This window comes from Ruegeria sp. AD6, assembly GCF_056542325.1.
In genome coordinates, this window is the sequence record NZ_JBQFZQ010000001.1 from 1,305,220 (window position 1) to 1,329,759 (window position 24,540).

General features: G+C 58.8%; 27 protein-coding genes, 1 tRNA gene and 1 pseudogene. 15 read left to right on the forward strand and 14 right to left on the reverse strand.

What is annotated here, in order from left to right:
- Positions 1-82: 82 nt before the first annotated feature.
- Together ACR0KJ_RS06410 and ACR0KJ_RS06415 are read left to right on the forward strand one after the other, a co-directional pair.
- Positions 83-1,285 (forward strand): pyridoxal phosphate-dependent aminotransferase, encoded by a 1,203-nt coding sequence (locus ACR0KJ_RS06410; RefSeq protein ID WP_170622044.1) that lies wholly within the window; start codon positions 83-85, stop codon positions 1,283-1,285.
- A 12-nt stretch (positions 1,286-1,297) separates the two neighbouring features.
- Positions 1,298-1,699 carry a hypothetical protein gene (locus ACR0KJ_RS06415; RefSeq protein WP_170622045.1) on the forward strand — a complete coding sequence of 134 codons (402 nt, stop codon included), beginning with the start codon at positions 1,298-1,300 and terminating at the stop codon, positions 1,697-1,699.
- 3 nt (positions 1,700-1,702) lie between these two features.
- Here the strand turns inward: ACR0KJ_RS06415 and ACR0KJ_RS06420 are convergent, their stop codons facing one another.
- Positions 1,703-3,055, reverse strand: coding sequence for an MATE family efflux transporter (locus tag ACR0KJ_RS06420; RefSeq protein ID WP_480626204.1), 1,353 nt, complete (start codon positions 3,053-3,055; stop codon positions 1,703-1,705).
- A 127-nt stretch (positions 3,056-3,182) separates the two neighbouring features.
- Entirely contained in the window at positions 3,183-4,106 is a 924-nt protein-coding gene (ppk2, locus tag ACR0KJ_RS06425) for a polyphosphate kinase 2 (RefSeq protein ID WP_170449603.1), read from the reverse strand.
- A gap of 120 nt (positions 4,107-4,226) precedes the next feature.
- Between ppk2 and ACR0KJ_RS06430 the strand changes: the two genes are divergently transcribed.
- Positions 4,227-5,108 carry an alpha/beta fold hydrolase gene (locus ACR0KJ_RS06430; protein WP_480626205.1) on the forward strand — a complete coding sequence of 294 codons (882 nt, stop codon included), beginning with the start codon at positions 4,227-4,229 and terminating at the stop codon, positions 5,106-5,108.
- Between the two features lie 3 nt (positions 5,109-5,111).
- Here the strand turns inward: ACR0KJ_RS06430 and ACR0KJ_RS06435 are convergent, their stop codons facing one another.
- Positions 5,112-5,720, reverse strand: coding sequence for a peroxidase-related enzyme (locus tag ACR0KJ_RS06435; RefSeq protein ID WP_480626206.1), 609 nt, complete (start codon positions 5,718-5,720; stop codon positions 5,112-5,114).
- Positions 5,721-5,918: 198 nt separating this feature from the next.
- On the opposite strand from ACR0KJ_RS06435, the gene ACR0KJ_RS06440 reads away from it, so the two are divergent.
- The 4 genes from ACR0KJ_RS06440 (at position 5,919) to ACR0KJ_RS06455 (ending at position 10,478) form a co-directional block, all read left to right on the forward strand.
- The gene (locus ACR0KJ_RS06440) at positions 5,919-6,911 is read left to right on the forward strand and encodes a Hint domain-containing protein (RefSeq protein ID WP_480626207.1); all 993 of its coding nucleotides are present in this window, start codon (positions 5,919-5,921) and stop codon (positions 6,909-6,911) included.
- A 139-nt stretch (positions 6,912-7,050) separates the two neighbouring features.
- Positions 7,051-9,009, forward strand: a complete 1,959-nt coding sequence (gene parE, locus ACR0KJ_RS06445) for a DNA topoisomerase IV subunit B (protein WP_170449595.1) — start codon at positions 7,051-7,053, stop codon at positions 9,007-9,009.
- Positions 9,006-9,788 (forward strand): hypothetical protein, encoded by a 783-nt coding sequence (locus tag ACR0KJ_RS06450; RefSeq protein ID WP_480626208.1) that lies wholly within the window; start codon positions 9,006-9,008, stop codon positions 9,786-9,788. Before parE ends, ACR0KJ_RS06450 begins: the two co-directional genes overlap by 4 nt.
- Positions 9,789-10,196: 408 nt before the next feature.
- Complete coding sequence (locus ACR0KJ_RS06455) at positions 10,197-10,478, forward strand: hypothetical protein (RefSeq protein WP_480626209.1); 282 nt, start codon at positions 10,197-10,199, stop codon at positions 10,476-10,478.
- Between the two features lie 6 nt (positions 10,479-10,484).
- Here ACR0KJ_RS06455 and ACR0KJ_RS06460 read toward each other — a convergent pair whose 3' ends face one another.
- Both ACR0KJ_RS06460 and ACR0KJ_RS06465 read right to left on the reverse strand, forming a co-directional pair.
- A complete protein-coding gene (locus ACR0KJ_RS06460; RefSeq protein WP_480626210.1) occupies positions 10,485-11,324 on the reverse strand; it encodes an EamA family transporter in 840 nt (279 codons plus the stop codon).
- Between the two features lie 91 nt (positions 11,325-11,415).
- Entirely contained in the window at positions 11,416-12,186 is a 771-nt protein-coding gene (locus tag ACR0KJ_RS06465) for an alpha/beta hydrolase (protein WP_480626211.1), read from the reverse strand.
- Positions 12,187-12,289: 103 nt separating this feature from the next.
- Between ACR0KJ_RS06465 and ACR0KJ_RS06470 the strand changes: the two are divergent.
- A pseudogene (locus ACR0KJ_RS06470) lies at positions 12,290-13,036 on the forward strand (hypothetical protein); the annotation flags it as partial.
- Between the two features lie 7 nt (positions 13,037-13,043).
- On the opposite strand, the gene ACR0KJ_RS06475 reads toward ACR0KJ_RS06470, so the two are convergent.
- Positions 13,044-13,718 (reverse strand): TIGR04283 family arsenosugar biosynthesis glycosyltransferase, encoded by a 675-nt coding sequence (locus ACR0KJ_RS06475; protein WP_480626212.1) that lies wholly within the window; start codon positions 13,716-13,718, stop codon positions 13,044-13,046.
- Positions 13,719-13,791: 73 nt separating this feature from the next.
- Here ACR0KJ_RS06475 and ygfZ point away from each other — a divergent pair, with 73 nt between their 5' ends.
- Entirely contained in the window at positions 13,792-14,529 is a 738-nt protein-coding gene (ygfZ, locus tag ACR0KJ_RS06480) for a CAF17-like 4Fe-4S cluster assembly/insertion protein YgfZ (RefSeq protein ID WP_170452989.1), read from the forward strand.
- A 111-nt stretch (positions 14,530-14,640) separates the two neighbouring features.
- A complete protein-coding gene (locus ACR0KJ_RS06485) occupies positions 14,641-15,582 on the forward strand; it encodes an ABC transporter transmembrane domain-containing protein (protein ID WP_170449579.1) in 942 nt (313 codons plus the stop codon).
- Between the two features lie 52 nt (positions 15,583-15,634).
- Here the strand turns inward: ACR0KJ_RS06485 and efp are convergent, their stop codons facing one another.
- The gene (gene efp / locus ACR0KJ_RS06490) at positions 15,635-16,198 is read right to left on the reverse strand and encodes an elongation factor P (RefSeq protein ID WP_170449576.1); all 564 of its coding nucleotides are present in this window, start codon (positions 16,196-16,198) and stop codon (positions 15,635-15,637) included.
- Positions 16,199-16,416: 218 nt separating this feature from the next.
- On the opposite strand from efp, the gene ACR0KJ_RS06495 reads away from it, so the two are divergent.
- Positions 16,417-16,737 (forward strand): DUF6280 family protein, encoded by a 321-nt coding sequence (locus tag ACR0KJ_RS06495; RefSeq protein ID WP_037310273.1) that lies wholly within the window; start codon positions 16,417-16,419, stop codon positions 16,735-16,737.
- Positions 16,738-16,803: 66 nt separating this feature from the next.
- Here ACR0KJ_RS06495 and ACR0KJ_RS06500 read toward each other — a convergent pair whose 3' ends face one another.
- Positions 16,804-17,373: a cobalamin biosynthesis protein CobQ gene (locus tag ACR0KJ_RS06500; protein ID WP_480626213.1), complete on the reverse strand. Its 570-nt coding sequence runs from the start codon at positions 17,371-17,373 to the stop codon at positions 16,804-16,806.
- Between the two features lie 61 nt (positions 17,374-17,434).
- Between ACR0KJ_RS06500 and ACR0KJ_RS06505 the strand changes: the two genes are divergently transcribed.
- Positions 17,435-18,892, forward strand: a complete 1,458-nt coding sequence (locus ACR0KJ_RS06505) for a cobyric acid synthase (RefSeq protein WP_170449570.1) — start codon at positions 17,435-17,437, stop codon at positions 18,890-18,892.
- Between the two features lie 4 nt (positions 18,893-18,896).
- Here ACR0KJ_RS06505 and ACR0KJ_RS06510 read toward each other — a convergent pair whose 3' ends face one another.
- From ACR0KJ_RS06510 to ACR0KJ_RS06520, 3 genes are all read right to left on the reverse strand, one after another.
- Positions 18,897-19,673, reverse strand: coding sequence for a ribonuclease E domain-containing protein (locus ACR0KJ_RS06510; protein WP_170449567.1), 777 nt, complete (start codon positions 19,671-19,673; stop codon positions 18,897-18,899).
- Positions 19,674-19,747: 74 nt separating this feature from the next.
- A complete protein-coding gene (locus ACR0KJ_RS06515) occupies positions 19,748-21,166 on the reverse strand; it encodes a TolC family outer membrane protein (protein WP_170449564.1) in 1,419 nt (472 codons plus the stop codon).
- Between the two features lie 95 nt (positions 21,167-21,261).
- Positions 21,262-21,915, reverse strand: a complete 654-nt coding sequence (locus ACR0KJ_RS06520; RefSeq protein WP_170449561.1) for a protein-L-isoaspartate O-methyltransferase family protein — start codon at positions 21,913-21,915, stop codon at positions 21,262-21,264.
- A gap of 228 nt (positions 21,916-22,143) precedes the next feature.
- Between ACR0KJ_RS06520 and ACR0KJ_RS06525 the strand changes: the two genes are divergently transcribed.
- A tRNA-Cys gene (locus tag ACR0KJ_RS06525) sits at positions 22,144-22,217 on the forward strand.
- Between the two features lie 87 nt (positions 22,218-22,304).
- Here ACR0KJ_RS06525 and ACR0KJ_RS06530 read toward each other — a convergent pair.
- From ACR0KJ_RS06530 to ACR0KJ_RS06540, 3 genes are read right to left on the reverse strand one after another with little or no spacing between them, the layout of a single operon-like run.
- The gene (locus tag ACR0KJ_RS06530; RefSeq protein ID WP_480626214.1) at positions 22,305-23,324 is read right to left on the reverse strand and encodes a tyrosine-type recombinase/integrase; all 1,020 of its coding nucleotides are present in this window, start codon (positions 23,322-23,324) and stop codon (positions 22,305-22,307) included.
- Entirely contained in the window at positions 23,318-23,506 is a 189-nt protein-coding gene (locus tag ACR0KJ_RS06535) for a hypothetical protein (RefSeq protein ID WP_480626215.1), read from the reverse strand. The genes ACR0KJ_RS06530 and ACR0KJ_RS06535 overlap by 7 nt, the downstream gene beginning before the upstream one ends.
- A 17-nt stretch (positions 23,507-23,523) precedes the next feature.
- Positions 23,524-23,730, reverse strand: coding sequence for a hypothetical protein (locus ACR0KJ_RS06540; RefSeq protein WP_480626216.1), 207 nt, complete (start codon positions 23,728-23,730; stop codon positions 23,524-23,526).
- Between the two features lie 111 nt (positions 23,731-23,841).
- Here ACR0KJ_RS06540 and ACR0KJ_RS06545 point away from each other — a divergent pair, with 111 nt between their 5' ends.
- Both ACR0KJ_RS06545 and ACR0KJ_RS06550 read left to right on the forward strand, forming a co-directional pair.
- Entirely contained in the window at positions 23,842-24,246 is a 405-nt protein-coding gene (locus ACR0KJ_RS06545; RefSeq protein WP_480626217.1) for a helix-turn-helix domain-containing protein, read from the forward strand.
- A gap of 11 nt (positions 24,247-24,257) precedes the next feature.
- Complete coding sequence (locus ACR0KJ_RS06550) at positions 24,258-24,539, forward strand: hypothetical protein (protein ID WP_480626218.1); 282 nt, start codon at positions 24,258-24,260, stop codon at positions 24,537-24,539.
- The last annotated feature ends 1 nt before the right edge of the window (position 24,540 follow it).

A 24,540-nucleotide genomic window follows, 5' to 3' on the forward strand; every position in this document is an offset into this window, starting at 1 on the left:
CGATTCCCGGTTTCATATCGCTTGATCGTCATTCGGGCGCACCCTATGACAGTCAGGCTGAACATACAAACCGAGGCCGCCCATGAGTTTCCTGTCTGCGACATTGTCCCGCGTCAAACCTTCGCCGACCGTCGCAATGACGGCTAAAGCGGCCGAATTGAAGGCCGCCGGGCGGGATGTCATTGGCCTCAGCGCCGGTGAGCCCGATTTCGACACGCCGCAGAACATCAAGGACGCCGCCGTTGCCGCGATTGCCGCTGGCAAAACCAAATACACGGCCCCCGACGGCATCCCCGAGCTGAAACAGGCCGCTTGTGCCAAGATGAAGCGCGATCACGGTCTGGATTACACACCCGCACAGATCTCGGTCGGGACCGGCGGCAAGCAGACGCTTTATAACGCGCTGATGGCCACGATGAATGACGGGGATGAGGTTATCATTCCCGCCCCCTATTGGGTCAGCTACCCGGATATGGTGCTGCTGGCCGGTGGCACACCGGTTGTTGTCGAAACCAGCGTCGAGAACAGCTTCAAACTGACACCCGAGCAGCTTGAGGCCGCGATCACCCCCAAGACCAAGTGGTTCATCTTCAACTCGCCGTCGAACCCCACCGGCGCAGGGTACAGCCGGGATGCGTTGAAAGCTCTTACCGATGTGCTGATGCGCCACCCGCAGGTCTGGATCATGTCGGACGACATGTATGAACATCTGGCCTATGACGGGTTCGAGTTTTGCACCCCTGCCGAGGTGGAACCGGGGCTTTATGATCGCACGCTGACCTGCAACGGGGTTTCCAAGGCCTATGCGATGACCGGCTGGCGCATTGGTTACGCGGCCGGGCCGGTCGAGATCATCGCAGCCATGCGCAAGATCCAGTCTCAGTCGACCTCGAACCCCTGCACGGTCAGCCAATGGGCGGCGGTCGAGGCACTGAACGGAACGCAGCATTTTCTGGCCACCAACAACGAGATTTTCAAACGCCGCCGCGATCTGGTGATCGGCATGTTGAACGAGATTGACGGGGTGCAATGCCCCACCCCCGAAGGCGCGTTCTATGTCTATCCGTCCATCGCCGGGCTGATCGGCAAGACCACCCCTGCAGGCACCCTGATCGACAATGATGAAGCCTTTGCCACCGCCTTGCTGGAAGAGGCCGACGTCGCCGTCGTCTTTGGTGCCGCCTTTGGCCTGTCGCCGAACTTCCGCGTCAGCTACGCAACCTCGGACGAGGCACTGACCGAGGCCTGCACCCGCATTCAGACCTTCTGTGCGTCCTTAACCTAGGCGGAGCCTTTCATGTCCACTGAATTGCCAGAATACTACTTTCGTGTCCGCGAGAATGGTGCGGCAGTCTTTCGGATCGACACCGAGAACCGCCAGCGCCGGATCGAGATGGACCAGATCGCGGTCATCAATATCCGCAACGGCGAGGTCAAACCACACGGGCAACGCACGCTGAGCGAGGCCGACAAGACCGAAATCGCGCGCTGGATGGACGAACGTAAGGCCCTGCTGGCCCAGCGCGACATCGACGACATCCATCGCGCGGTCGATTACCTGAACCTGACCACCCAGTGGGCGCAGTCCAAAGCGACGGACGAACAGCTGGAAGACGTCACCGACAGGCTTTTGATGGCAATGCACGATCTGCGCTCGGTCCTGGTGCGCAAAAAAGCGGACCGGATGGGGAAAGAGTAACGGCTATTCCGCCGGAACCCCAACCTCGCGCACGGAACGCATCCAGAACCGGGCCATCAACAGCACCGCCGCGCAGGCCAGTCCAAGCACAAGGCCCAGCCAGACGCCAATTCCGTCCATCCCGCGGATAAAGCCGAAATAGTATGACGACGGAAGCCCCACGACCCAATAGCTGAGCGCCGCCATCAGCATCGGAATTTTCGCATCCTGCAAGCCGCGCAACAGCCCCAGCGCAATGACCTGAGCACCATCCACCAGTTGGAACAACGCGGCCATCGCCAGCAGCCCGGTACCGATCATCAGGATCTGCGCGCGCTGCGGGTCGTCCGCCTCCATGAACAGGGAAATCAGCGGCTCGGCGCAGGTCAGGAACAGGATGATCGTCAGCACGGACATAACCAGCGACATGGCAGTGACCGCGATTGCACCTTTCTCAAGGTGCGGGCGATCCCGACGGCCCAGCGCGTTGCCAGCCCGAATGGTCGCGGCGTTGGACAGGCCCAGATGCACCATGAAGGTGGCCGATGCCAGATTGAGCGCGATCCCGTGCGCGGCCAGAGGTACCTGCCCCAGCCAGCCCATCATGACAGCCGATGTGGCGAACAACGTCACCTCGGCCAAAGTCGTCAATCCGATGGGTACACCAAGGCGCAGAACGCTTCCGAACATCTCCCAATCGGGCCGCCAGAACCGGCGGAACAGGCTGTGTTCCGGCAGCACTTTCACGGCATAAATCACAACCGCCACCAGCGACACGACCTGCGTCACGATCGAGGCGATCGCCGCCCCCATGACCCCAAGCTCGGGCGCGCCCCAATTGCCGAAGATCAGCGCATAATTCGTCAGACCGTTGACGACCGCAGCGACAACGGTGATCCAAAGGACGATCTGTGTGCGCTCCAGCGCCGCAAGGTAGGATTTCAGCACCATCACCAGCAGCGCCGGGAACAGACCCCATCCGGCCACACGCAAGTATTCCGCTGCGGTTTCAGCCACTTGCGGCTCTTGCTTCAAGGCGATCAGGATCGGGTGCGACCACCACAGCAGCGGCATCATCAGCGCCGCATACAGCAAGGACAGCCACAGCCCCATCCGGGTCGAGCGGCGAATGCTGGTCTCATCCTCTTCGGCCGCAGCGGTGGCCACCATGGGCATGACAGCCCAGCCGAACCCGGCCCCAAACAGGAACAATACAAAGTAATAGCTGCTGGCCAGCGTCACCGCCGCCAAAGCCTCGACCCCGTACCAGCCCAGCATGATCGTATCGGTCAAGCCGATGGCAAACTGCGCCAGATGTCCACCGACCAACGGCAGGCCCAGAACAGCAATGGCCTTGAAATGGGCCGGATATGTCATCACCTTGTTCATCCGACCAGCCATATGCCCGGCTTGACGCCGGGACAAGACCAGATCAAGCAAATTTCAAATTGAGACTAATCCGGCCTCTGCCTGCCATCGGTGCAACGCGAAACAGGGGGAACCTTCAGCGCGTCTCGGGGTGCAGGGCAGTACCCAGAATATGCTCGGACCGGTGGATGACGTGATGGGCCTGCCCGACGATCAGGGGATCGGGTTCGCCAACGATCTCATGATCCTTGCCGGGGTAGTCCAGCGTCGATAGGAAATGGCGCATACAGTTCAAACGCGCGCGTTTCTTGTCGTTCGATTTGACAATGGTCCAGGGCGCATCAGCGGTATCGGTGTAGAAAAACATCGCCTCTTTCGCCTCGGTATAGTCGTCCCATTTGTCCAGGCTTGCCTTATCGATGGGCGACAGCTTCCATTGTTTCAATGGATCGGTCTCGCGGCTTTTGAACCGGCGCTGTTGCTCGTCCTGCGTGACCGAGAACCAATATTTGTAAAACTGAATGCCCGAGCGGACCAGCATCCGCTCCAGATCCGGTGTCTGCCGCATGAATTCCAGATACTCGTTGGGCGTGCAGAACCCCATCACACGTTCCACCCCTGCCCGGTTGTACCAGGACCGGTCGTAGAACACCATTTCGCCCACTGTCGGCAGTTCCTGCACGTAGCGTTGGTAATACCACTGGCCCTTCTCTTCCCATGTCGGTTTGTTCAACGCGACCACACGCGCCTGACGCGGGTTCAGATGCTCCATGAACCGTTTGATCGTGCCGCCCTTGCCGGCCGCGTCGCGCCCTTCGAACAGCAGGACAAAGCGCTGCCCTGTCTCCTGTGCCCAAAGCTGCACTTTCAGCAGCTCGGCCTGTAACAGCGCCTTTTGCTTTTCATAGGCCGGACGGGCCATCTTGCGCCCATAAGGGTATTTCCCACTTTCAAACGCCTTGCGGATTTCTTCCGGGCCGGGTGTTGAGTTTTGCGTGTTTTGAGGCGGAACCTGCTGGTTCGGAACGGATTTCAGATCGAGTTGAGCCACTGCGTCCATGCACATTTTCCTTTTTCACTGTCCTGCAGAAGCTCTAGCAGAAACAGGGAAAATGCGCTTTGATTGGTATCAAACTGATGCCCGAAAACGCCGATTGTTCCGAAGTCGTAGGAGAGAGAGTTGGACAGCACCTTCACCGATCTGAACTGCCAGACATTTTTTGTCCGAACATGGGGCGACAAGGCTAATCCTCCGTTGCTGATGCTGCACGGGTTTCCGGAATATGGCGGTGCGTGGGTCGATCTCGCCCCGTATCTTTCACAGCACTTCCTCTGCGTCGCACCGGATCAGCGCGGATACGGACAAAGCTGGGCGCCAGAAGGCGTTCGGCACTATGCGCTTTCAAAGCTGGTCGGGGACATGGCGACGCTGATCGAACAACTGGGGGCACCGCTTGCCGTTCTTGGGCACGACTGGGGTGCATCGGTGGCCTACGGGTTGGCGATGTTCCGGCCTGATCTTGTCAGCCATCTGATCATCGCCAACGGTGTGCATCCGGTTCCGTTTCAGCGGGCCATGGCGGCGGGAGGCGCGCAATCCGAGGCCTCGCAATACATCAACCTACTGCGCGCGTCCGATGCCGTGCAAAAGCTGGCCGATAACCGCTTTGCCAGGCTAGAGCGGTTCTTCCGCCACGGTATGGGCCTTGACTGGCTGTCTGATGACCGGATGGAGGACTACCGGGCCGAGTGGGCGCGCCCCGGACGGCTGGAGGCGATGTTGAACTGGTACCGCGCCTCACCCCTGGTCGTGGCCAAACCGGGTGAACCGCTGACCCACCTGCCTGAATTGCCGCTGGACCGGCTTCATATCACCTGCCCCCATCTTCTGCTGTGGGGCCCAGAGGACAAGGCCCTGTTGCCCGAAACAACAGAAGGGTTAGAGGACTTTGCGCCAGACCTGACGCGGATCGCGATTCCGGGAACCGATCATTGGCTGCACCACCAGAACCCCAAAGCCGTGGCTGAGGCAATTCTGGGCTGGCTCGGACATCCCTCATAAACCTTACCGATGCCCCCAATCGTCAGGATTGTCCGAATTGTTGGGCGACAGGCCCAGCACATCGCCCTTGGTCGGGCAGCCCAGCCCCAGAACCGTGCGGTTCGCGTAAGAGAAATAGGCGCAGACCTGATTGATCTCGAGGATTTCGCCATCGTCCCACCCGGCCTCCCGCAGGGCAATCACATCCGCCTCGACCATTTCCGCCGGAGCTTCGGTCAACTTTCGCGCATACCCCATCGCCGCAATCTGCGCCCTGTTCAGCGGCGCATCATCGGGACGACGCTGCTCAATCGCTGCTCGGATCTTATCGCCACGTGCCGGGTCCTTCAGCAGCCTTTGCAAGCCGTTGAAATGATGCTCGACACAATAGCTGCATTGATTGAGCGAACTGACCCAAACACCAAGCGTCTCAAGAAACCACTTCGGCACCGTGTTGCCCGAATGATGCAGCACGTTTTTGTAGATCGCCATATGGCCTTCCATCGAATGTGGCCGCAGCGAATGCGCCATCATGATGTTGTCCACATTGTTGCCGGGCCCCGTGACCCGCTCATAAAGGGTTCGTAGCTTCCCCGTAGCTTCGGCAAAGGGAATTGTTCTGATCCAGCTCATACGCGGCCTGCCCGTTTTGGAGAGTTTCAGGCAACATATAAACAACAGAACCCATGCCCGAGAAGAGCGTGTATCGCCTGAATATCCCTGCCAGCCCCCGGTAATCACTAAACACGACTGAAATGTGTTTTTTCACACCCATGTCGTGTATTGTAGAATTCTATTTGTTGAAAAAGTTGTACCGCGCGAGTTGGCAGAATGAAATTTGTCACGATTCTAGAAATAGATAACGACCCGCTTGGCTTTACGGATGTCACCGTCCTGAATTCCTTTCAGGTCGCCGTTATTGACGATGACGATACGCTGGAAGACCCTGATGCCGATGGCAGTCAGCAGTTGGATGTATCCAGCGTTCCGGGGTTCATCGGTGATTCAACAAACTTTCAGACCTTTGAAACTTATAGCGGAGACATTGGCGGATCGCCGGTCACATTCACGCTGATTCAGTTTTCCGACCCCCAATATATCATTGTCACATCAGGCAATGTGGATGTTGGCGACACGATCGAAAACACCAACAATTCGATCATCACCGCCCCGCCGGTGGATTATGACACCCTGCCCTCTTTCGTCTGCTTCACTGCCGGGTCGCTGATCCTGACCCCGTCTGGAGACAAGCGGATCGAGACCCTGCGCCCGGGCGACCCCGTAATCGTTGCGGATGGCAGCAGCCGCCCTGTCCGGTGGATCGGACGGCGGCACCTTTCGGTGCGCGACCTGAGAAGACAACCGAAATTTTGCCCCATTCGCATCAGAGCCAACAGTTTTTCGCACGGCTGCCCGGCGCGCGACCTGCTGGTTTCGCCGCAACACCGGATCGTTGTGTCGTCTTACAATACGCAGCTGTTTTTCGGCGACGACCTGATGCTGGCCCCGGCCAAGGGTCTTGTAACCGGCGATGCGATCTCTCAACTGCCGCCGGACCGGGACGTGGATTATGTTCATATCCTGTTCGACCAGCACGAACTTGTCCGTGTCGAAGGCGTCTGGTCCGAGACATTCTTTCCCGGCGACACAAGCCTTGACGCCATGACACGTGCCACCCGGCAAGAGCTTCTGGAACTGTTTCCCGAGCTCATGACGCCCAATGGTCCATTCAGCGAAACCGCCCTACCTGTCCTGAAACCGCATGAGGCGCGTTTGCTGCGATCTGATCTAACCTCTCCTGCCGGAACTGTCTTTCCGCTTTAGCGTTTGAAAGGGACGGCACACCGTCAATCCAAGTTCGACGGTGATCGCAAGCAATTTGTCCACAACACCTCGTGGCCCTCTTCCCCCGAACCACATCCCCTGCCATAATGGGGGAAACTCAAAAGCAAGAGCAGCCCATATGCCCGACGATCTGTTGACGCCTGACGCGACCACTACCTATGACGCCTCGTCCATCGAGGTGCTGGAAGGTCTGGAACCGGTCCGCAAACGCCCCGGCATGTATATCGGCGGCACGGATGAGCGTGCCCTGCATCATATGGTGGCCGAAATCCTCGACAACTCGATGGACGAAGCGGTTGCAGGCCACGCCAACCGGATCGAGGTTGAGCTGCACGCAGATTACGCCCTGACCGTGCGCGACAACGGGCGCGGTATTCCCATCGACCCGCACCCCAAGTTCCCGGACAAATCCGCGCTTGAGGTGATCCTGTGTACACTGCACGCGGGCGGTAAGTTTTCGGGCAAAGCGTACCAGACCTCGGGCGGTCTGCACGGTGTGGGTGCATCGGTGGTGAATGCGCTGTCGGATTCGATGGTCGTGCAGGTGGCGCGCGACAAGACGCTGTTCGAACAACGGTTTTCGCGCGGTGTCCCTCTGGGCCCGGTCGAAAAGATCGGCGCGGCCCCCAACCGGCGCGGCACCACGGTGACGTTCCACGCAGATGCCGACATCTTCGGCCACCACCGGTTCAAGCCCGCAAGGCTGTTTAAATCGATCCGCTCTAAGGCCTACCTGTTCTCTGGCGTGGAAATCCGCTGGAAATCCGCCATCGACGACGGGGAAACGCCAACCGAGGCAACCTTCCACTTCCCCGGCGGCCTGTCCGACTACCTCAAGGAGACGATGAACGGCTCGTCCACCTATGCCGAGCAACCTTTCGCGGGCACTGTGGACTTCAACGAGAAATTCGGCACCCCCGGCAAGGTCGAATGGGCGATCAACTGGACGCCCTCGCGCGATGGGTTCATCCAGTCCTACTGTAACACCGTCCCCACGCCCGAAGGCGGCACCCATGTGGCCGGGTTCTGGGCTGCGATCCTGAAGGGGATCAAGGCGTATGGAGAGCTGATCAACAACAAGAAAGCCGCACAGATCACCCGCGATGACCTGATCACCGGCGGCTGTGCGCTGGTGTCGTGCTTCATCCGCGAGCCGGAATTCGTCGGCCAGACCAAGGACCGTCTGGCCACGGTCGAAGCGCAGCGGCTGGTCGAAAACTCGGTCCGCGACCATTTCGACAACTGGCTGGCGGCTGACACGAAATCCGCCGGCGCCATTCTCGACTTCCTGATACTGAGAGCCGAAGAACGTCTACGCCGACGGGCCGAGAAGGAAACACAACGCAAGTCCGCCACTAAGAAACTTCGTCTTCCCGGCAAGCTGGTGGACTGTTCTAGTTCAACACGCGACGGCACGGAATTATTCATTGTCGAGGGCGACTCGGCGGGCGGGTCCGCCAAAATGGGCCGCGACCGCAAAACACAGGCCCTGCTGCCCCTGCGCGGTAAAATCCTGAACGTGCTGGGCGCGGCCAGTTCGAAACTTGGTACGAACGCCGAGATCAACGACCTGACCCAAGCGCTGGGTGTGGGGCTTGGCACCAAGTTCAACGTCGACGACCTGCGCTATGACAAGGTCATCATCATGACCGACGCGGATGTGGACGGGGCGCATATCGCCTCGCTGCTGATGACGTTCTTCTTCACCCAGATGCGCCCGATGATCGACGCGGGCCACCTGTATCTGGCCTGCCCGCCCCTCTACCGCCTGACGCAAGGCGCCAAGCGCGTCTATTGTCTGGACGAGGCCGAGCGCGACGAGTGGCTTGAAAAAGGTCTGGGCGGCAAGGGAAAGATCGACGTCTCGCGCTTCAAGGGTCTGGGCGAAATGGACGCCAAGGACCTGAAAGAAACCACGATGGACCCGGCCTCGCGCAAACTGATCCGCGTCACGATCGACGAGGACGAACCCGGCGAAACCGGCGATCTGGTCGAACGCCTGATGGGCAAGAAACCCGAACTGCGGTTCCAGTACATTCAGGAGAACGCGCGGTTTGTGGAGGAGTTGGATGTTTGAGTGATGGAACCGAAAAGAAGTCCGAGCCAATTCTATTTAGTACTAAAACCGTCCCAGTAATTTCGATTTCTGGGGTCTCACTGGCGTTCTTGTATGAGTTTGGTTTCGCGTGGCAACTACGGATAAAGATGGGCGACTTACTTGACGTTGCTGATCTGGTTAAGACAAGCATTTTCACGATCCCATTCGCCACGGCAATATTTCTTCTTTTTGCGTTGTCCCGACTTTCTGATGGATTAACTAACAAAGGCTTTGACGAGAGTCAGTTTGAAAAGGGTGGCTTAGACTCTTGGTGGTTCGATTTTTTTCTGTGGTCCTTTGCGGTTACTGGATTCACAATTTTCTTGTTGTTCGGCGGTGTTTGGCTTTCAAGCATTTGGTTTTACTTTTTTCTTTTGATTCTTATTCTTTATTCTGAAGGCAAACTTTCAGAAAAACTGAACCTAAGCTCCATAAAAGCATGGATTTTGCGGGTGGTCCTAATTTTAGCGGTATCGGCAATGCATCGAGGTGCCAATGACGCAGAATCCAGAATCTTCACCAGTGACATCAATACGTCTGTCCAATCAGTTGAATACGAAACTTGGAGAGTGCTACGCCGGTATTCCGCTCATTTGTTAGTCTTTGACGGAAGTAACACTTTGGCGATGACTGATTTTGAAGGGCACGTTATTTTTTCTTGGCCGTATGAACGACGCGGATGGAAAGGTTTCCTGTGCGACTCGCTCCCGACTTCAAGAATTTTCGCTTGGTCGAGCGACCGTTGTTTTAGTTGGTAGTCGACCAAGTTACGTGGGATGTATGCTCGTACCCACCAAATTCTAATATCGAGCGAGCGCAGGATGGGTGTTTACAGCCATCAAACCCGTATTGCGAGATGGGTGTAAACACCCACCCTACTTCGCCAAAACCCTCACGCCCGGCCCGAGGGTGGGTGCCGAACGCGCCCGCCCTGGGGGGCGGGTCGGGCGCGTGCATGATGCCCCGCATCATGCATTGGATGGATAGGGCAGAACATCTCCACACCCCGTAGGCCGGGCTTCAGCCCGGCGCACTGCACTCCCCTTGCCTAACCTGTTGATCCCGTTCACAGTTACCCTCAACCCGTCATCCAAGAACGACTTTTGAGGCTCCGGGCGTCCAAGACCCAATTTGACCACGAACAGATTTTCGAACGGGAGGACGACATGAAAACACTAACCCTCGGGCTGGCCTTTGGCCTGTTGGCCTCGGCAGCCGCCGCGCAGCAGGTGCTCAGCACCGCATCACCGATCCCGGATGGGGCCGAGACGCGGTTTTGCTATTACGAAGGCATGGCCTATTCGATGGACTCGTTCATCGTCATCAGCGGTGACAACACCGTCACGCCGACCGTCAGTACGCGCGAGGAACGGCTGCTGCGCTGTGTCCCCAGCGAGGCCGGGCCGATGCATTGGAAGCCGCAAAGCACGTTTCAGGTCAGCAAGTGACGTCTGCTAGACAGCCAGTCCGATCAGGGCGACTCCGCCCGCCATCAGGACCGCAGCGCCCAGACGGCGAATCCAGTTGCCCTCGTGCAGGAAGATGAACCCGATCAAGGCGGCGAAGATCACGGATGTTTCGCGCAGGGCCGAGACCGCGCCCAGCGGGGCGAAGTTCTTGGCATATAGCACCAAGCCATAGGCCGTCATCGACACCAGCCCGCCAAGGATGCCGATCATCCAGACCTTGGCGGGCAGCGCCGCCAGCGTGTCTCGCTTCCGCACCCCTACGAAAGTCGCGATGAACAGGTGTAGGAACGCGCCCCAGGCCCAGTAGCTGAGCGTATTGCCCGACAGCCGCACCCCAATCCCGTCGACCACCGAATAGATCGAGATGCAGAACCCGGTGCCCAGCGCAAAGCCCAGCGCGCTGCGCCCGACGCCGGAGCGCAGGGCGCTCCAACTGCTCAGCTGGATGCCCAGCGCGATCAGGGCGATCCCGGCCCAGGCTTGCAGGGGCAGAACCTCGCCCACCAGCAGCATGGCCCAGAGCGAGACCAGCGCGGGCACGATGCCGCGCGCGATGGGGTAGACGACGCTGAGATCGCCGTGCTGATACGCTTTGCCCAGCATGAAGTAATAGCCGAAATGCACGACGGTCGAGAGCGCGATGTAGATGAAGCTCTCGGCGCTGGGCAGCGGCAGCAGCAGGATCATCACCGAGGCCGGGATGACGTGCCCAAACGCCACAAGGCCCAGCGTTGTCGTCCGGTCGGCGGCGGTTTTGACAATGGCGTTCCAGACCGCGTGCAGCAGGGCCGCCGTGAGAATGATGAGGATGACAAACAGGGTCACGCTTGTGCCTTCCGCGCTGAGTATTGGTCCTGATTGGGTCAATTACGCAGGTTGCACAGCGTTTGAGCGATCTCAATACGGGATGTGTGGCTTAATCCAGCTTTTCCTGCAGCCAATCAGCGATTTGGGCGGCTGGACCCTCCCACCCCGGCTCCATAAACAGGAAATGCGCGTGGTTTTCGACCGGCAAGAAGGTCGCGCGGTCCCCATAGAGTTTCGCCAGCGCGCGGCAGGTGTTGGGGTTCACAGCCCGATCCTCGGTGCCGGAAACAATCAGCACGGGGCAATCGACCTTGTCGATATCGACCTTCATAGCGTGGTGGTCATCGAACATCCAAAAGAACATCTCGAACATCACCCGCCCGCTTTCCGGGCCCAGTTGGTCGAACACCGCGTGTTGCTGTGCCTCAGGCATTTTATTCAGCGCGAAGGGGGCCATCAGGTCGAATTCGACCCGCATGGGCTGTTTCCAGAACGCCCCGCCCTCCATCAGCGCGCGCGGCACGGCGCGTTCGTCGTCGGTTTCGGGCAGTGTGCCCCAGGCGGCGTTTGGGTTGATCAGGACAATCGCACTGGCCAAGCCGCGCGCGGCCACCTGCTGCGCCACGACGCCCGCAATTGCGTGGCCCAGAAGGACGGGTTTGCTGTCCAATCCCTGAACGAACTCGGCAATGTCATCGGCATAGTCCGTGACGCTGGTATCGATCAGGCCCGGATCCGGTTCAGCCTTCGGGTCACCGCCGTGATAGCGCAGCGCCGGGGTGTGGACGGTCCAGCCGCGTTCACGGAAGAAACCTGCGTAATCTTCCATACACCATGGGCCTGCAAACGCGCCGTGGATCAGAACGATGTCTTTGGTCATGGAAATCTCCTGATTGATACAGCCAGTATGAGCATCCTGTAAAACGAAACAACTGCGCGTGATCGCTGTTGCGTGAGGGGACGGACCACTTAAACTCAGCCCCATGACATTTGTGACCGAAAACCAGTTGCCACTGCTGATCCTGTTCTTTCTGATCGGATCGGTCGGAACCGGCTTTCTGTTCCGCAAGCCAGCGGGGCACCGGGCTTGGAAACTGGCCGATCTGGTCTGGGTCGTATTGGGCGGCATCGGGGCTTTGGTGGCGGTTCTGGCGGGGCTTTACACGGCCGACAGCTCTCGGCTGGACCGACAGATTGATGTGGCATTTGCGGCCTCATCAGCCTTTGACCGCGACGCTGCGCGGTTCCGGTTGCGGTTCTGCGATCCGGCCTATGACCCGGATACAGGCGTTCTGTGCGAGAAGGTCGAGTTTCTGTCGGCCTCAACCGCCAGCAACGCAGATCTGCCCCTGTTCATCGAAGTCACGAACGAGGTCGCCCCGCTGCAAGGGCTGCATTTCCTGTTCGGCCGGGACGACAAGGACGAGATGGAGCAGATGGCCGCCAAGGCCGATGCGTTCGATATCGACCATTTTCTGGTCTTCACCTCGATGGATGACGAAACACAAACCGCCATCGACAACATGCGCCGCAAGGTGCCCGCGATTGCCGGAGACTATCTGATCCTGGCCCAAAGCTATGACGACCTGATCCAGCAGGTCAGCAAGCTGAAAGACGAATGGGAATATCTGCAGGCCAACGCGCATATTCTGGTCTTGCAGATCGTCGCCTTGTGTCTGGTCAGTTTCGCAGCACCTTTCCGATTGGGGAAATCCATTGTCGAGCTGCGGACAACCCTTATCGCCGATACGACTGAGCCAGCTGTTCCGGATCGGCCCCAAGAAGATACCGTGTCAGAGTCCACAGATTCCGAGCACCCCGCCGCAGCCAGCCCGCCCGCTCATAGCGTTCCGCACTTGTAACGGCCCGCGGGTCAAGCAACGTGATCCGCGGCAAGGCACGGGCAAGGGCGACATCCTCCATCAACTGCTGATCTTTGTATTCCCCCGCGCGGATATAAAGATCGCGCGGGACAAGCAGACCCTGATCGCCATAGGGCAAACTGAACAGACGGCTGCGCAGATTGGCCCAACCGGCGACCCATCGCGGAGCGATCCCCTTGGCCCGAAACGCCAGCCGAAACGCCGCCGGGGTTTTGGACGCCAAATGATCTGCCACGGGTTTTGCCCATCCCGGTTCCAACACAGTATCGGCATGCAAAACCAACACCCAGTCACCTTTTGTCAGCGCGCATCCTCGCCTGAGCTGCCCCCCGCGCGAGGCGGGTCCTTCGACAACCTCGGCCCCGGCTTCCTCGGCTATGTTCAAGGTCTGGTCGGTTGATCCGCCATCACTGATGATCAGTTCGCGGATCAGACCGGCGTGCAGCCCCTCCATCAGAGCCTGAAGGCAGGCGGGCAACGCGGTTTCAGCGTTCAGCGTGGGGATCACGATGCTGATCGGGGCGGGCACGGCGGATAACCTCTGGTCTTGGCAGCGGAACTTCCTATATCACGAGGCCAAGGCAAATGACGAGGACCCTGCCATGCCCAATCGCCGCATCCTGCGCCTGACCGGCTCGGACACCGAGAGCTTTTTGCAGGACCTCATCACCAACGATATCGGCGGATTGGACACGGGGCTGGTTTATGCGGCGCTGCTGACGCCTCAGGGCAAATATCTGGCTGACTTCTTCCTGAAGCGTGACGGCGATGCTGTGCTGCTGGACGTGGCCGAGGACATGGCGGATGGGCTAGCCAAGCGACTGGGCATGTACAAGCTGCGGGCGGATGTGACAATCGAACCGTCTGGCCTGAACCTGCAACGCGGTACCGGGCCTGCACCGGACGGCGCCCTGCCCGATCCGCGCCATGCCGATATGGGCTGGCGCGCATACTCTGACATTCCCGAAGGCGATGACGGTACCGATTGGGACGCGATCCGCGTGCGCCACTGCATCCCCGAAAGCGGGGTGGAACTGACACCGGACAGCTACATTCTGGAATCCGGGTTCGAGGGTCTGAACGGCGTGGATTTCAAAAAGGGCTGTTATGTCGGTCAGGAAGTCACCGCCCGCATGAAGCACAAAACCGAACTGCGCAAAGGGCTGCGCCGCGTCCGGATCACCGGCGATGCGTCCGCCGGGACCGAGATCACTGCCAATGGCAAACCGGTGGGCATCCTGTTCACGCGATCCGGCGACCACGCCATTGCCTATCTGCGCTTTGACCGCGCAAGCGGGCCGATGCAAGCTGCAGACGCTATTGTCACTCTAGCGGATTGATCCGACGCTGTTGCCGATCCGTTACGCTTGGGTTGCTATGCACACCCTGCCGGTTTGACGTAGTCCTCCCCACTGTCACAGTACGGGCAACGGAACCACCCGGATGCCCGCATGCTACAGCTTTACCTTGCGATTTGGCGCGCCAGTGCCGGTCGGCAGATCATCTTGATCGTGCTGTCCTTGGCCGTTGCGGCGCTGGCCGCCGTACCCCTTGAGTTTCAGCGCGACATCATCAACCACCTGACCTCGGACGATGTAGGAACCGAGCGCTTGATCCTGCTGGGTCTGGGCATGATGGGTGTCATCCTGCTGAGCCTCGGGCTGAAATGGGTTCTGGGCTACCGCGCGGGCACTCTGGGCGAAGACCTCATTCGCATGATCCGGCAACGGCTGCTTTGGCGCTCGACCGATTTGAACGAATCCGGTGAAACGGTCCGCAAGGGCGCGATGAGCACGGCCATCTCTGCCGAGGCTGAAGAGTTGGGCAAATTCGCAGGTGGCGCGTTCTCGGACCCTGTGGTGCAGATCGGCACATTGATCAGCGTGATCGGCTATATCTCGTCCACCCAGCCGGGGCTTGGGATGATTGCGTTTTCGATGATCGTGCCGCAGATCATCATTGTCCTCCTGTCCCAGCGCAAAGTGAACGTCTTCGTCGCCCGGCGCGTACAAATTCTGCGCAGTGCCACCGACAGCCTGACGGTCGAAGACCTTGAGGCCGTCGAAAAAGACATCGATGCGATGTTCGACGATATCTACGAAACCCGGCGGAGGATGTTCCTATGGAAACTGTCCGCCAAGTTCCTGCTGAGCGTCATCAACGGCGCGGGCACGGTCGGGGTTTTGATGCTGGGCGGCTGGCTGGTCCTGCAAGGCAGAACCGATGTGGGCACCGTGGTTGCCGCCGTCAGCGGGCTGGGACGCATCCAGGGGCCGACGGCCTTTCTGATCGCCTTCTACCGGCAGGTCAGCGCCAACCGCATCAAATACGAACTGATGCTAGAGCTTTTCGGCCCGGATCCGACCCGCTATCGGAAGATGCACAGAAAATAAAAATCCGCGCGGGCGGGTGCCTGCGCGGTCTTTTCGATCCGGTAACGCAGCGTTACGCGCGTTCGGAATATTCCATGGATTCGGTGTTCACGATGATCATCTCATCCTGCCCGATGAAGGGCGGCACCATGACCTTGACGCCATTGTCCAGAATCGCCGGTTTGAACGAGTTCGCAGCCGTCTGACCTTTGACCACTGGCTCGGTCTCGACGATCTTGCAGGTCACTTTCTGGGGCAGCGTCGCGTTCAGCGCTTCGCTTTCGTAGAATTCGACCACGATGGTCATGCCGTCCTGCAGAAACGGGCGGCGTTCGCCCAGCAGGTCAGCGGGCAGTTCGATCTGCTCATAGGTCTCGGCATCCATGAACACAAGCATCCCGTCGGACTCATAAAGGAACTGCTGATCCTTCTGTTCCAGGCGCACACGTTCGACCTTGTCCGCCGAGCGGAACCGTTCGTTCAGCTTCGATCCGTTGCGCAGGTTGCGCAGCTCGACCTGGGCAAAAGCGCCGCCTTTACCGGGCTTTACGTGATCCACTTTCACAGCCGCCCACAGCCCGTCGTTATGCTCAAGCACGTTGCCGGGGCGAATTTCGTTCCCATTTATCTTGGGCATGACATAAATCCTTCACAAACGGTTGATGCGTCAGTTGCGGTCCCTATATCTGGCAGGACCAACCCTGACAAGACAACGAGACCTAGTGCTGCACTTGCAGCAAGCCATGCACATGACGCAACGCAACTATGCATTTTAGGTGTATCCGAATCGCACCTAATAGGTCATAAGGACCGTCACGCCGAAAATGCAAGAGCAAGAACAACAAGGAAGACGAGATGAGAGATTTCGTTGACGGCACTGCCTTTAACAACGAGCAAGGCAATCGTGCACGCAAACTTTTCGCGGCCGTTGTGTTGGCTGCACTTGATGACGCTATCGCCGATGACAAGAAATACGGCAATGGCCCCGAACAGATCGCCCGCTGGGCACGCTCGCGCGATGGGCGCGAGGTGCTGTCCTGCGCCGGTATCGACCCGAATGAGCGGGTTGTCAGCGGACTGATGGAGTTCGTTGGCCGTGGCGTGCGGACCTCGGTCGCGCTGTCGCGTGAAGAAAGCGAGCGTCGCAATGCCGCTCAGCAGGCCGAAGCTGCCTAGACACTGGGCGACTTCCCTTTGAAAAAGCGCGCTCCGTCAACAGGGGCGCGCTTTTCTGTTGCGGGGTCAGAAAAACAGCAGCCACTGCCGCAGCACCCAGACCTCGGCCATCAGCAGCAGGGCAAAGAACAGCTTTGCCGTGATGGACAGGCCGCGCTGCCATAAGGCGACATAGGCCAACAGGCAGATCATGGCGGATACAGGGGCCACCCACAGCGCATGATGGGTGCTGTCCCAATAGCTGACCGGGCTGTGAAAGACCCAATCGCTGATCGGCCAGAACTGAGGCCGCCCGTCGCCCGCGTGCAGGAAAAAATCCATCACCAGATGCAGCAGTCCTGCGGAAGCGGCCACCGTCAGAAACGACCAGTCCCGCCACATCCCCAACGCCAAAGCCAACCCCCACAGAATGAATGAGTTGTCGATGGCAAAGACCGTTTGCCAGGCGGGCGAGAAGTAAAGTTCGTCAAACACGACCTGTGGCGGGATGCCGAGGATATACAGCGACGTCCCCGCCATCTGATACAAGGACAGATCCGGCAGCAGTGATCCCAGCACCGCCGCCCACAGGATGCGTCCCCGTGCGGGCCGCGCAAAGGCGGCAGCACCGATCAAAAGATGCGCTGGCGTGTTCATCCGGGGCTTTCCCTTTGGCCTTAAATCAGGTCATCTGCGCGACAAGGTATAGGAGACGACCATGGTTCGCGCCATAATGATTCAGGGCACCGGCAGCAATGTCGGAAAATCGGTATTGGTAGCCGGACTGGCGCGCGCTTATACGCGACGCGGGTTGCGGGTGGCCCCGTTCAAACCTCAGAACATGTCAAACAATGCCGCCGTGACCGAAAACGGGGGCGAGATCGGGCGCGCTCAGGCCCTGCAGGCGTGGGCTGCGAACCGTCCGACGCATACGGATATGAACCCGATCCTGTTGAAGCCTGAAACCGACACCGGCGCGCAGATCATCGTTCAGGGCCAGCGCGCAGGCACGATGAAGGCCGGGGATTACCGCAAGGACAAATCCAAACTGCTGGGGGCCGCGCTGGAAAGCTTCGACAGGCTGTGCAGCGACGCAGATCTGGTGCTGATCGAAGGCGCGGGCAGCCCGGCGGAAACCAACCTGCGCAAAGGCGACATTGCCAATATGGGCTTTGCCTGCGCAGCCGGTGTGCCGGTGGTGCTGGTTGGAGACATTCATCGGGGCGGTGTAATCGCGCAGATCGTTGGTACTCAGGCCGTGCTGGACCCCGGCGATCTTGAGATGATCAAGGGCTTTGCCGTGAACCGGTTCAAGGGCGACGTGTCGCTGTTTGATGAGGGCCGCGACGATATAGCCGCGCGCACGGGCTGGCCCTGTCTGGGCGTGGTGCCGTGGTTCCACGATGCGTGGAAGCTGCCCGCCGAGGATATGATGGACATCCGTTCACACACCGGCGGGGCGTGCAAGGTCGTTGTACCTCAGCTTGAGCGCATGGCCAATTTCGACGATCTGGACCCGCTTTCCGCCGAACCCGGTGTGAGCGTCGAGGTCATCCCCGCAGGCCGCCCCCTGCCCGGCGATGCCGACCTTGTGCTGCTGCCGGGCAGCAAATCCACCATTGGCGATCTGACCTATTTCCGGGCGCAAGGCTGGGATATTGACCTTCTCGCCCATGTACGCCGCGGCGGGCATGTTCTGGGCTTGTGCGGCGGCTATCAGATGTTGGGCAAAACGATTTCGGACCCCGACGGGGTGGACGGTCGGCCGGGCAAGGTTGAAGGGCTGGGCCTGCTGGATGTGGACACTGTCATGGCCGGTAAAAAGCATGTCACGCTGACCGAAGCCTGCGCCCTGCCCAACCGCGAACCGGTCAGCGGGTATGAGATTCATATGGGCGAAACGGAAGGCCCGGATTGTACGCGGGCCTGGCTAGAGGTTGAGGGCCGCCCCGAAGGCGCAGCCAGCGCCAATGGGCGCATTCTGGGCAGCTATCTGCACGGCATATTTTCGTCCGACGCGTTTCGGGCGCAGTTTCTGGCAAAACTGGGTGTGAAATCGGAAACCGTCTATGAGGATGGTGTCGAGCAAACGCTGGATGATCTGGCCGATCACCTAGAGCAGAACATGAACCTTGATTTACTGCTGGACCTTGCGCAGCCGCCGCAGCGGGGCTGAGCGGCTATTCCAGCTCCTGCGCTGCCAGCGCCCGGTGAATCTCGCGCCGGACCATCTTGCGCACATTGCGGGTGATCCGCTCGCCCAGCACGCCCTGAAGCTCTTGCCGGACAACTTCGGCAATCATGTCACGCAGCGCGTCTTCGTCGATGGCCACGTCGCGCGCGGGCACAGCGTCTTCGGCCACAGGCATGACTTCGGGCGAACGAATGAAGGTGGCTGGTTGCGGTTCTTCCTGCTCGGGCTCGACCGCTGCAGCCGCGTCCTCAACGTCTGTTGCCTGCTCTACAGGCACATCCTCTGGCTCGGGCTCTTCGAACCCTGAATCCGTGGTCCAGGCGAGGCCCTGAGTCGGTGTCCCCGAATAGGCATCGTCACTGTCGCCATCGGGTTCCCACTGATCCTCGGTCCGGGCGATCGCAGCCTCCAGCGCTTCGATCTTCGCGCTCAGGCTGGTTGCGGGGTCTTCGGTGGCCTCAGGCTCTGGCGTGGCCTCTTCCTGACGCGGAGTGTCACTGTTGGCCGCCGCATCGGCCTTCACGATGTCACAGGCGCGCAGCAGCATTGGTTTCGCCGATTCCTCGGCGCTGTATTTCGGTTCCAGCTTTAGCGGGGGCTGTTCAACCTGAGCGGGTTTTGAGATTCGCAACGCCTCGGTCAGCACCAGACGCCCGGGCTTGCGCGCGCCCGAGGACGGGGCTTTGCGCCCCTCTTCGCTGACCAGACGTTTGACCGAAGACAAAACGTCTTCGATCCCGGCTTTTACGACATTGTCCGTCATTTTGCTCTACCGCTCTTTCCTCAGGCCCGAGTGTAGCCAATCCTGTCAGAGCGAACAACAGATAGTATTGCCCGTCAGTCCCGACGCAACGCTTTGAGGACGCGATCCAGGTCTTTGCTCTGTTTGCTGACCTGTGCAGGGGCTTTCTTGACCAGATTATAATACAGCGTCGGGTCATAGATCTGCACCGCCAGACCCAGACGTTCCGCCGTCAACAGGCCCTGAGCCTGCAACAGCTGATAGGCAGCGCGCGAACGCTCGGTGCGCGAGGCGACCTCGTTCAGCTGCGCATCCAGCAAATCCTGCTGCGCGTTCAGAACGTCCAGCGTGGTCCGTGCGCCCAGGGTTGCCTCTTCGCGAATCCCGTCAAAGGCGACCTGCGAGGCGCGTACCTGCTCGGTCGATGCCCGCAGGCTGGCCGAAGCGGCCTGAAAGTTTGCATAGGCTTCGGACACGCCCTGCGTGATGTCCTTTTGCACGTTCAGAAGGTTCGCGCGCGACGCATCGCGGGTGGCCATCGCCCGGCGCACCGATGCCGCCAGACGTCCGCCGGCATAGATCGGCTGGTTGAAGTTCAGCGAGACACTCGCATTTTCGGTGTCATCGTCATTGTCATAGCTTTCCGTAATGCCCGCATCCGCATTCAGCGTGACATTCGGTCCCAGATTCGCCCGCTGCTGCTGGACCTGCAAATCAAGCGCACGCACTTCGTGCTGGGCCGCAAGAATGGCCGGATGGTTGCGGCGCGCGAACGAGATCGCCTCGGACTCGGACCGGGGCAGTGACGGAAGGCTGGGCTGACCAGCGGTCGCCCCCGGTAGTTTGCCGACGGCATTTACATATTCCGCCTGCGCCGTGCTCAGGTTACCGCGTGCAACCGCCAGATCGGCCTGGGAACTGGCCAGCTGTGCCTCAGACAGGGCGACGTCGGTACGGGTGACTTCGCCCACTTCGAAACGGTCCCGCGAGGCCCGAAGTTCCTCGGCCGACACATCGACGTCATTCACCTGAATCTGCACGGTTTCTTCCTGCAGAACGACGTTGAGATAAGCGTTTGCTGCGCGGAACAGAATGGCCTGCTCGACATCGATCAGGCTTTGGCGCGTGGACAACACGATTTCCTGCGCGGATTGCTTACCGAGAATCGAGAACCCGCCATCATAGATCAACTGGGCCAGCGTGAGGCCGGTAAAGAATGTCGAAGGCTCGTTCCGGACCACTATACCGCTGGTCGTTGTCCGCGTGTAATCCTGCGAAACGCGCACTGTCCAGTTGATGATCGGACGCAGCGCGGACACCGCAATGGCAACATCTTCATCAGCGGCACGCAACAGCGCGCGGTTCTGTTCAAGAAGACCGCTGGTGTTATACGCCCCGATAAAGGCATCGGTCAGGTTGTCCGCCCATGCCAGGCGTACAGGCATAACGCTAAGGGCAAGACCAGCGGTCACCGCCAAGGCCCTGACCAGCTTACCAGTTGCCGTTCCACGCATCACCAAATCCTCTCAAATCAAATTTACACTGCCCTGCGGGAAGTTTGCGTTGCCGTTTTCAACTAATCAAGGTGGCAGAAAAAACCACCGCCCGACTATAGCGAAAATGCACACTCGACTGAAAAACTGTCCAGTGTCGGCGCACTGGCGTTGAACGCGTCGCGCCAACTGACCCGGTCACCCGCCTTGCGCCCGATCCGAACGACGCCCAGACCATCCTGCACAAACAGACAGGCGATGCGCCCGTTGTCTTTCAACTGACCCAGCAGAGCGTCCGGCACCTGCTGCACGCCGCCCTGTATCATGATCACGTCGTAAGGCCCGTGTTCCTCGGCCCCTTGCTCCAGCGGGCCCACATGCACCACGGCATTGTCTGCATCCGCCTCGGTCAGGGCATCCTGCGCTTCTGCGGCCAGCGCCTCATCGCTTTCAACAGCAACCACCAGTTCAGCCATGCGCGCGGCAACGGCGGTGGAATACCCCAGCCCCGGCGCGATATCCAGAACCGCCTCATCTTTGCAAATATTCACAGCGTCCAGCATCTTGGCCAGAGTCCGAGGCTCCAGCATGCTGCGCCCGTCCCCCAGATCGATTATGCCTTCAACATAGGCGGCCTCGCGCTGCGCATCCGGCACAAAATTTTCACGCGGGACGGTCAGCATGGCATCGATGATCGGGAATTTCGTGACATCAGAGGGCCGAATCTGCGTATCGACCATAGTGCGGCGTCGGGTTGCGAAATCTGTCATGTGATCTCTCGTCTGAATTCCCACGTTTTTTTGGCTTTTGCCACATCCCGCAGCAACCGGCAACGGCCCTGTTGCCACAGCCCGGACCGTGCGACAGGTTTGTGATCCGGCCCAGATCAGCATTTCCCGCCTCAGGCACCAAAATTACACGCAATCCTCTGGACGCCCCATAAGAAAGCTGCTAAAACGCCTGTCACACCACGGCAAGTATTTGATTTTACTTGAAAAGGCGAGTTGGCGGAGTGGTGACGCAGCGGATTGCAAATCCGTGTACACCGGTTCGATTCCGGTACTCGCCTCCACTAAAATCAATAACTTATGATTTTCTGCTGTCATGGGGTATCACCTCGGGTATCAGTTTCTCGTTCTGTGCTTGTTCTGTTCGCAAATTATTTGCGCTTTGCTGCCGCCTGACGCGCACGCATGATTTGCCGCGCCTCGCCTGCATACTTGATGATCATGGCTTTGGACGTATGGCCGCTGAAGCTGGCAATCTCGTCGTCGGTGCATCCCGCCCAAGCCAGTTCCATCACACCACGATAGCGCAGCGCGTGTTGGTCAAAGGCCATCAGGTCCAATCGCTTACGCTCCCGCACCATGACCCGCGCCATGGCATAGTAATCCATCGCTGAGCCATCTGCGCGCGTTAAGATGTGCCGTGATGGATGTGGAGAGAACCCCAGCTCAGTCTTCGCCCGGTCCAGCGCCGCCCTCAATGCCTCAGTGCAAGGCAAAAGCAATGGCTTTCCAGTCTTGTTTTGCCGCAGCTTCAAGGTTTCGCCATCATAATCGCCCCACTGAAAATCCACCCAGTCACCGGGGCGCTGCACACTGCCCACACCAATTTCAAAGATCAGCAAAGGAAGCGGTTCCCCTTCATCACGCATCTTTTCCACCGCCCAATCAGCCCACGGCACATGCGGCTTTTTACGTGCCTTCGGAACTTTGAGCGGCTCGATATCAATCGCGGGGTTGTCCCTTCGCCACCGCTTGCGGATCGCTAATTTGGACAACATGCTGATCGCAGTCGGGATGTAATTTGCGAACCGAACCCTATGCCGGTTCTTTTCCATTGCATCGTAAATATCGGCTTGTGTCAGGCGCGCCACGTCCGCCTTGCCAATCTTCTCGATCAAGTATTCAAATACAGGCTCCAGATCCTTGCGATACCGAGGCGAAAAATTTGCCCATTTGTCGGTGTCACGCATGGCAGCAATCAGTGCGGCCCAAGAGGTTTTGGCCTCTGCCCTCTTGCCGCTTACGATTTCCCAATACTGGTGGTCAAAATCGGCGGTGCCTTCCTCCGCTGTGACGCGCCCAAGATAGATCATTTTGCCGTTGACACATTTACGCACATACCAGCGACCGGACGAATGCCGCCACAGGTATTTCTTGCGCCGGATCACCATTCAATTGATCCCTGAATGTCGCCTGCCTCACCATTTGAGATCTGTTTCAACAGATCAGTATCCCAACGCACGACACCCGGGGCAATCTCATGCCCTTTTGGCAAATAACCTTCATCCACCAAAGATCGGAACTGTTTTGCCCCCAGATCCAATAATCGTGCGGCTGTGGTTTCACTGGCCATCAGCGGTGTCTTCGACCTCATGAAGCCGCCCCCTTCGCCTGCGCCTTGACTGTATATTGCGCGATATACTTCTCCCACGCGCCACTTGGGATTTTGGGATTACGTTTGCCGGGGGCGGTGAAAATATGATCCAGCATATCCTCACGGATCAGATACCGAATGTTCGTCACGGGAAGCCCGACTCGTTCAGCCAGCTCCTTCGGGGTTTCGAGAGATTTCTCCACTCTTCACCTTTCTGTTGTGAAATGACTCAAAGTTCTGCAAGAGTGAACAAAACAGAATCTAAATACACAATAGTGCACTTATATGCACTATTGATAAACTTAGGTGCACCATTGTCAACGGATTTATCGGGAATTGGCCTACGGTTGCGGGAAATCCGCAAACTCAACGACTTCACCCAACCAGTCATGGCGGCGGCAATCGATGTTTCAGATCGAACCTACAAATACTACGAGCAAGAAAAGCGTGATCTACCTGCATTAGCAGCCGTCATAATCAGCGACCGGTTTGATGTGAATCTTGAGTGGCTATTGACCGGCGCAGGGAAGTTGCGCAAAGGCAACAGCCCCGGATTGGCTGAGACCTGTTCAGTGGCCGTACTGAAGGAACACAAATCCCGGCAAGCGAACTTTCCGGTAGAAAAGCTCGGAAAAATTATTGGGTTCGTGGCGGAGCAGGCTTCACAAAGTGATGAAACTCCTGCCGAAGTAGCCCGTAAGTATTTTGATACGCTCTGACGGAAATCGACATGACAGATATTAGCCCACCTCCCGTTTCTTCAGGCAAACACTTAGATCCATGTGATCAGGAGATGTTCCAGTTCGCTCGCCGCCTTGCCATTGCCGGTGGCGTCTCTCTGATCGTCGGCACAACCGGCATTATTGCGACGTCTGATCAGATCACATGGGATATCTCGCGCTCACTTTACTGGCTGCTGGTTGCAGTGGGGCCAATCGGTATTTTGATTGGGCGACGGATGGTGCGCACACTGATGAAACATCGACGCATAGATCTAAAGCTGTTTTTCTGAA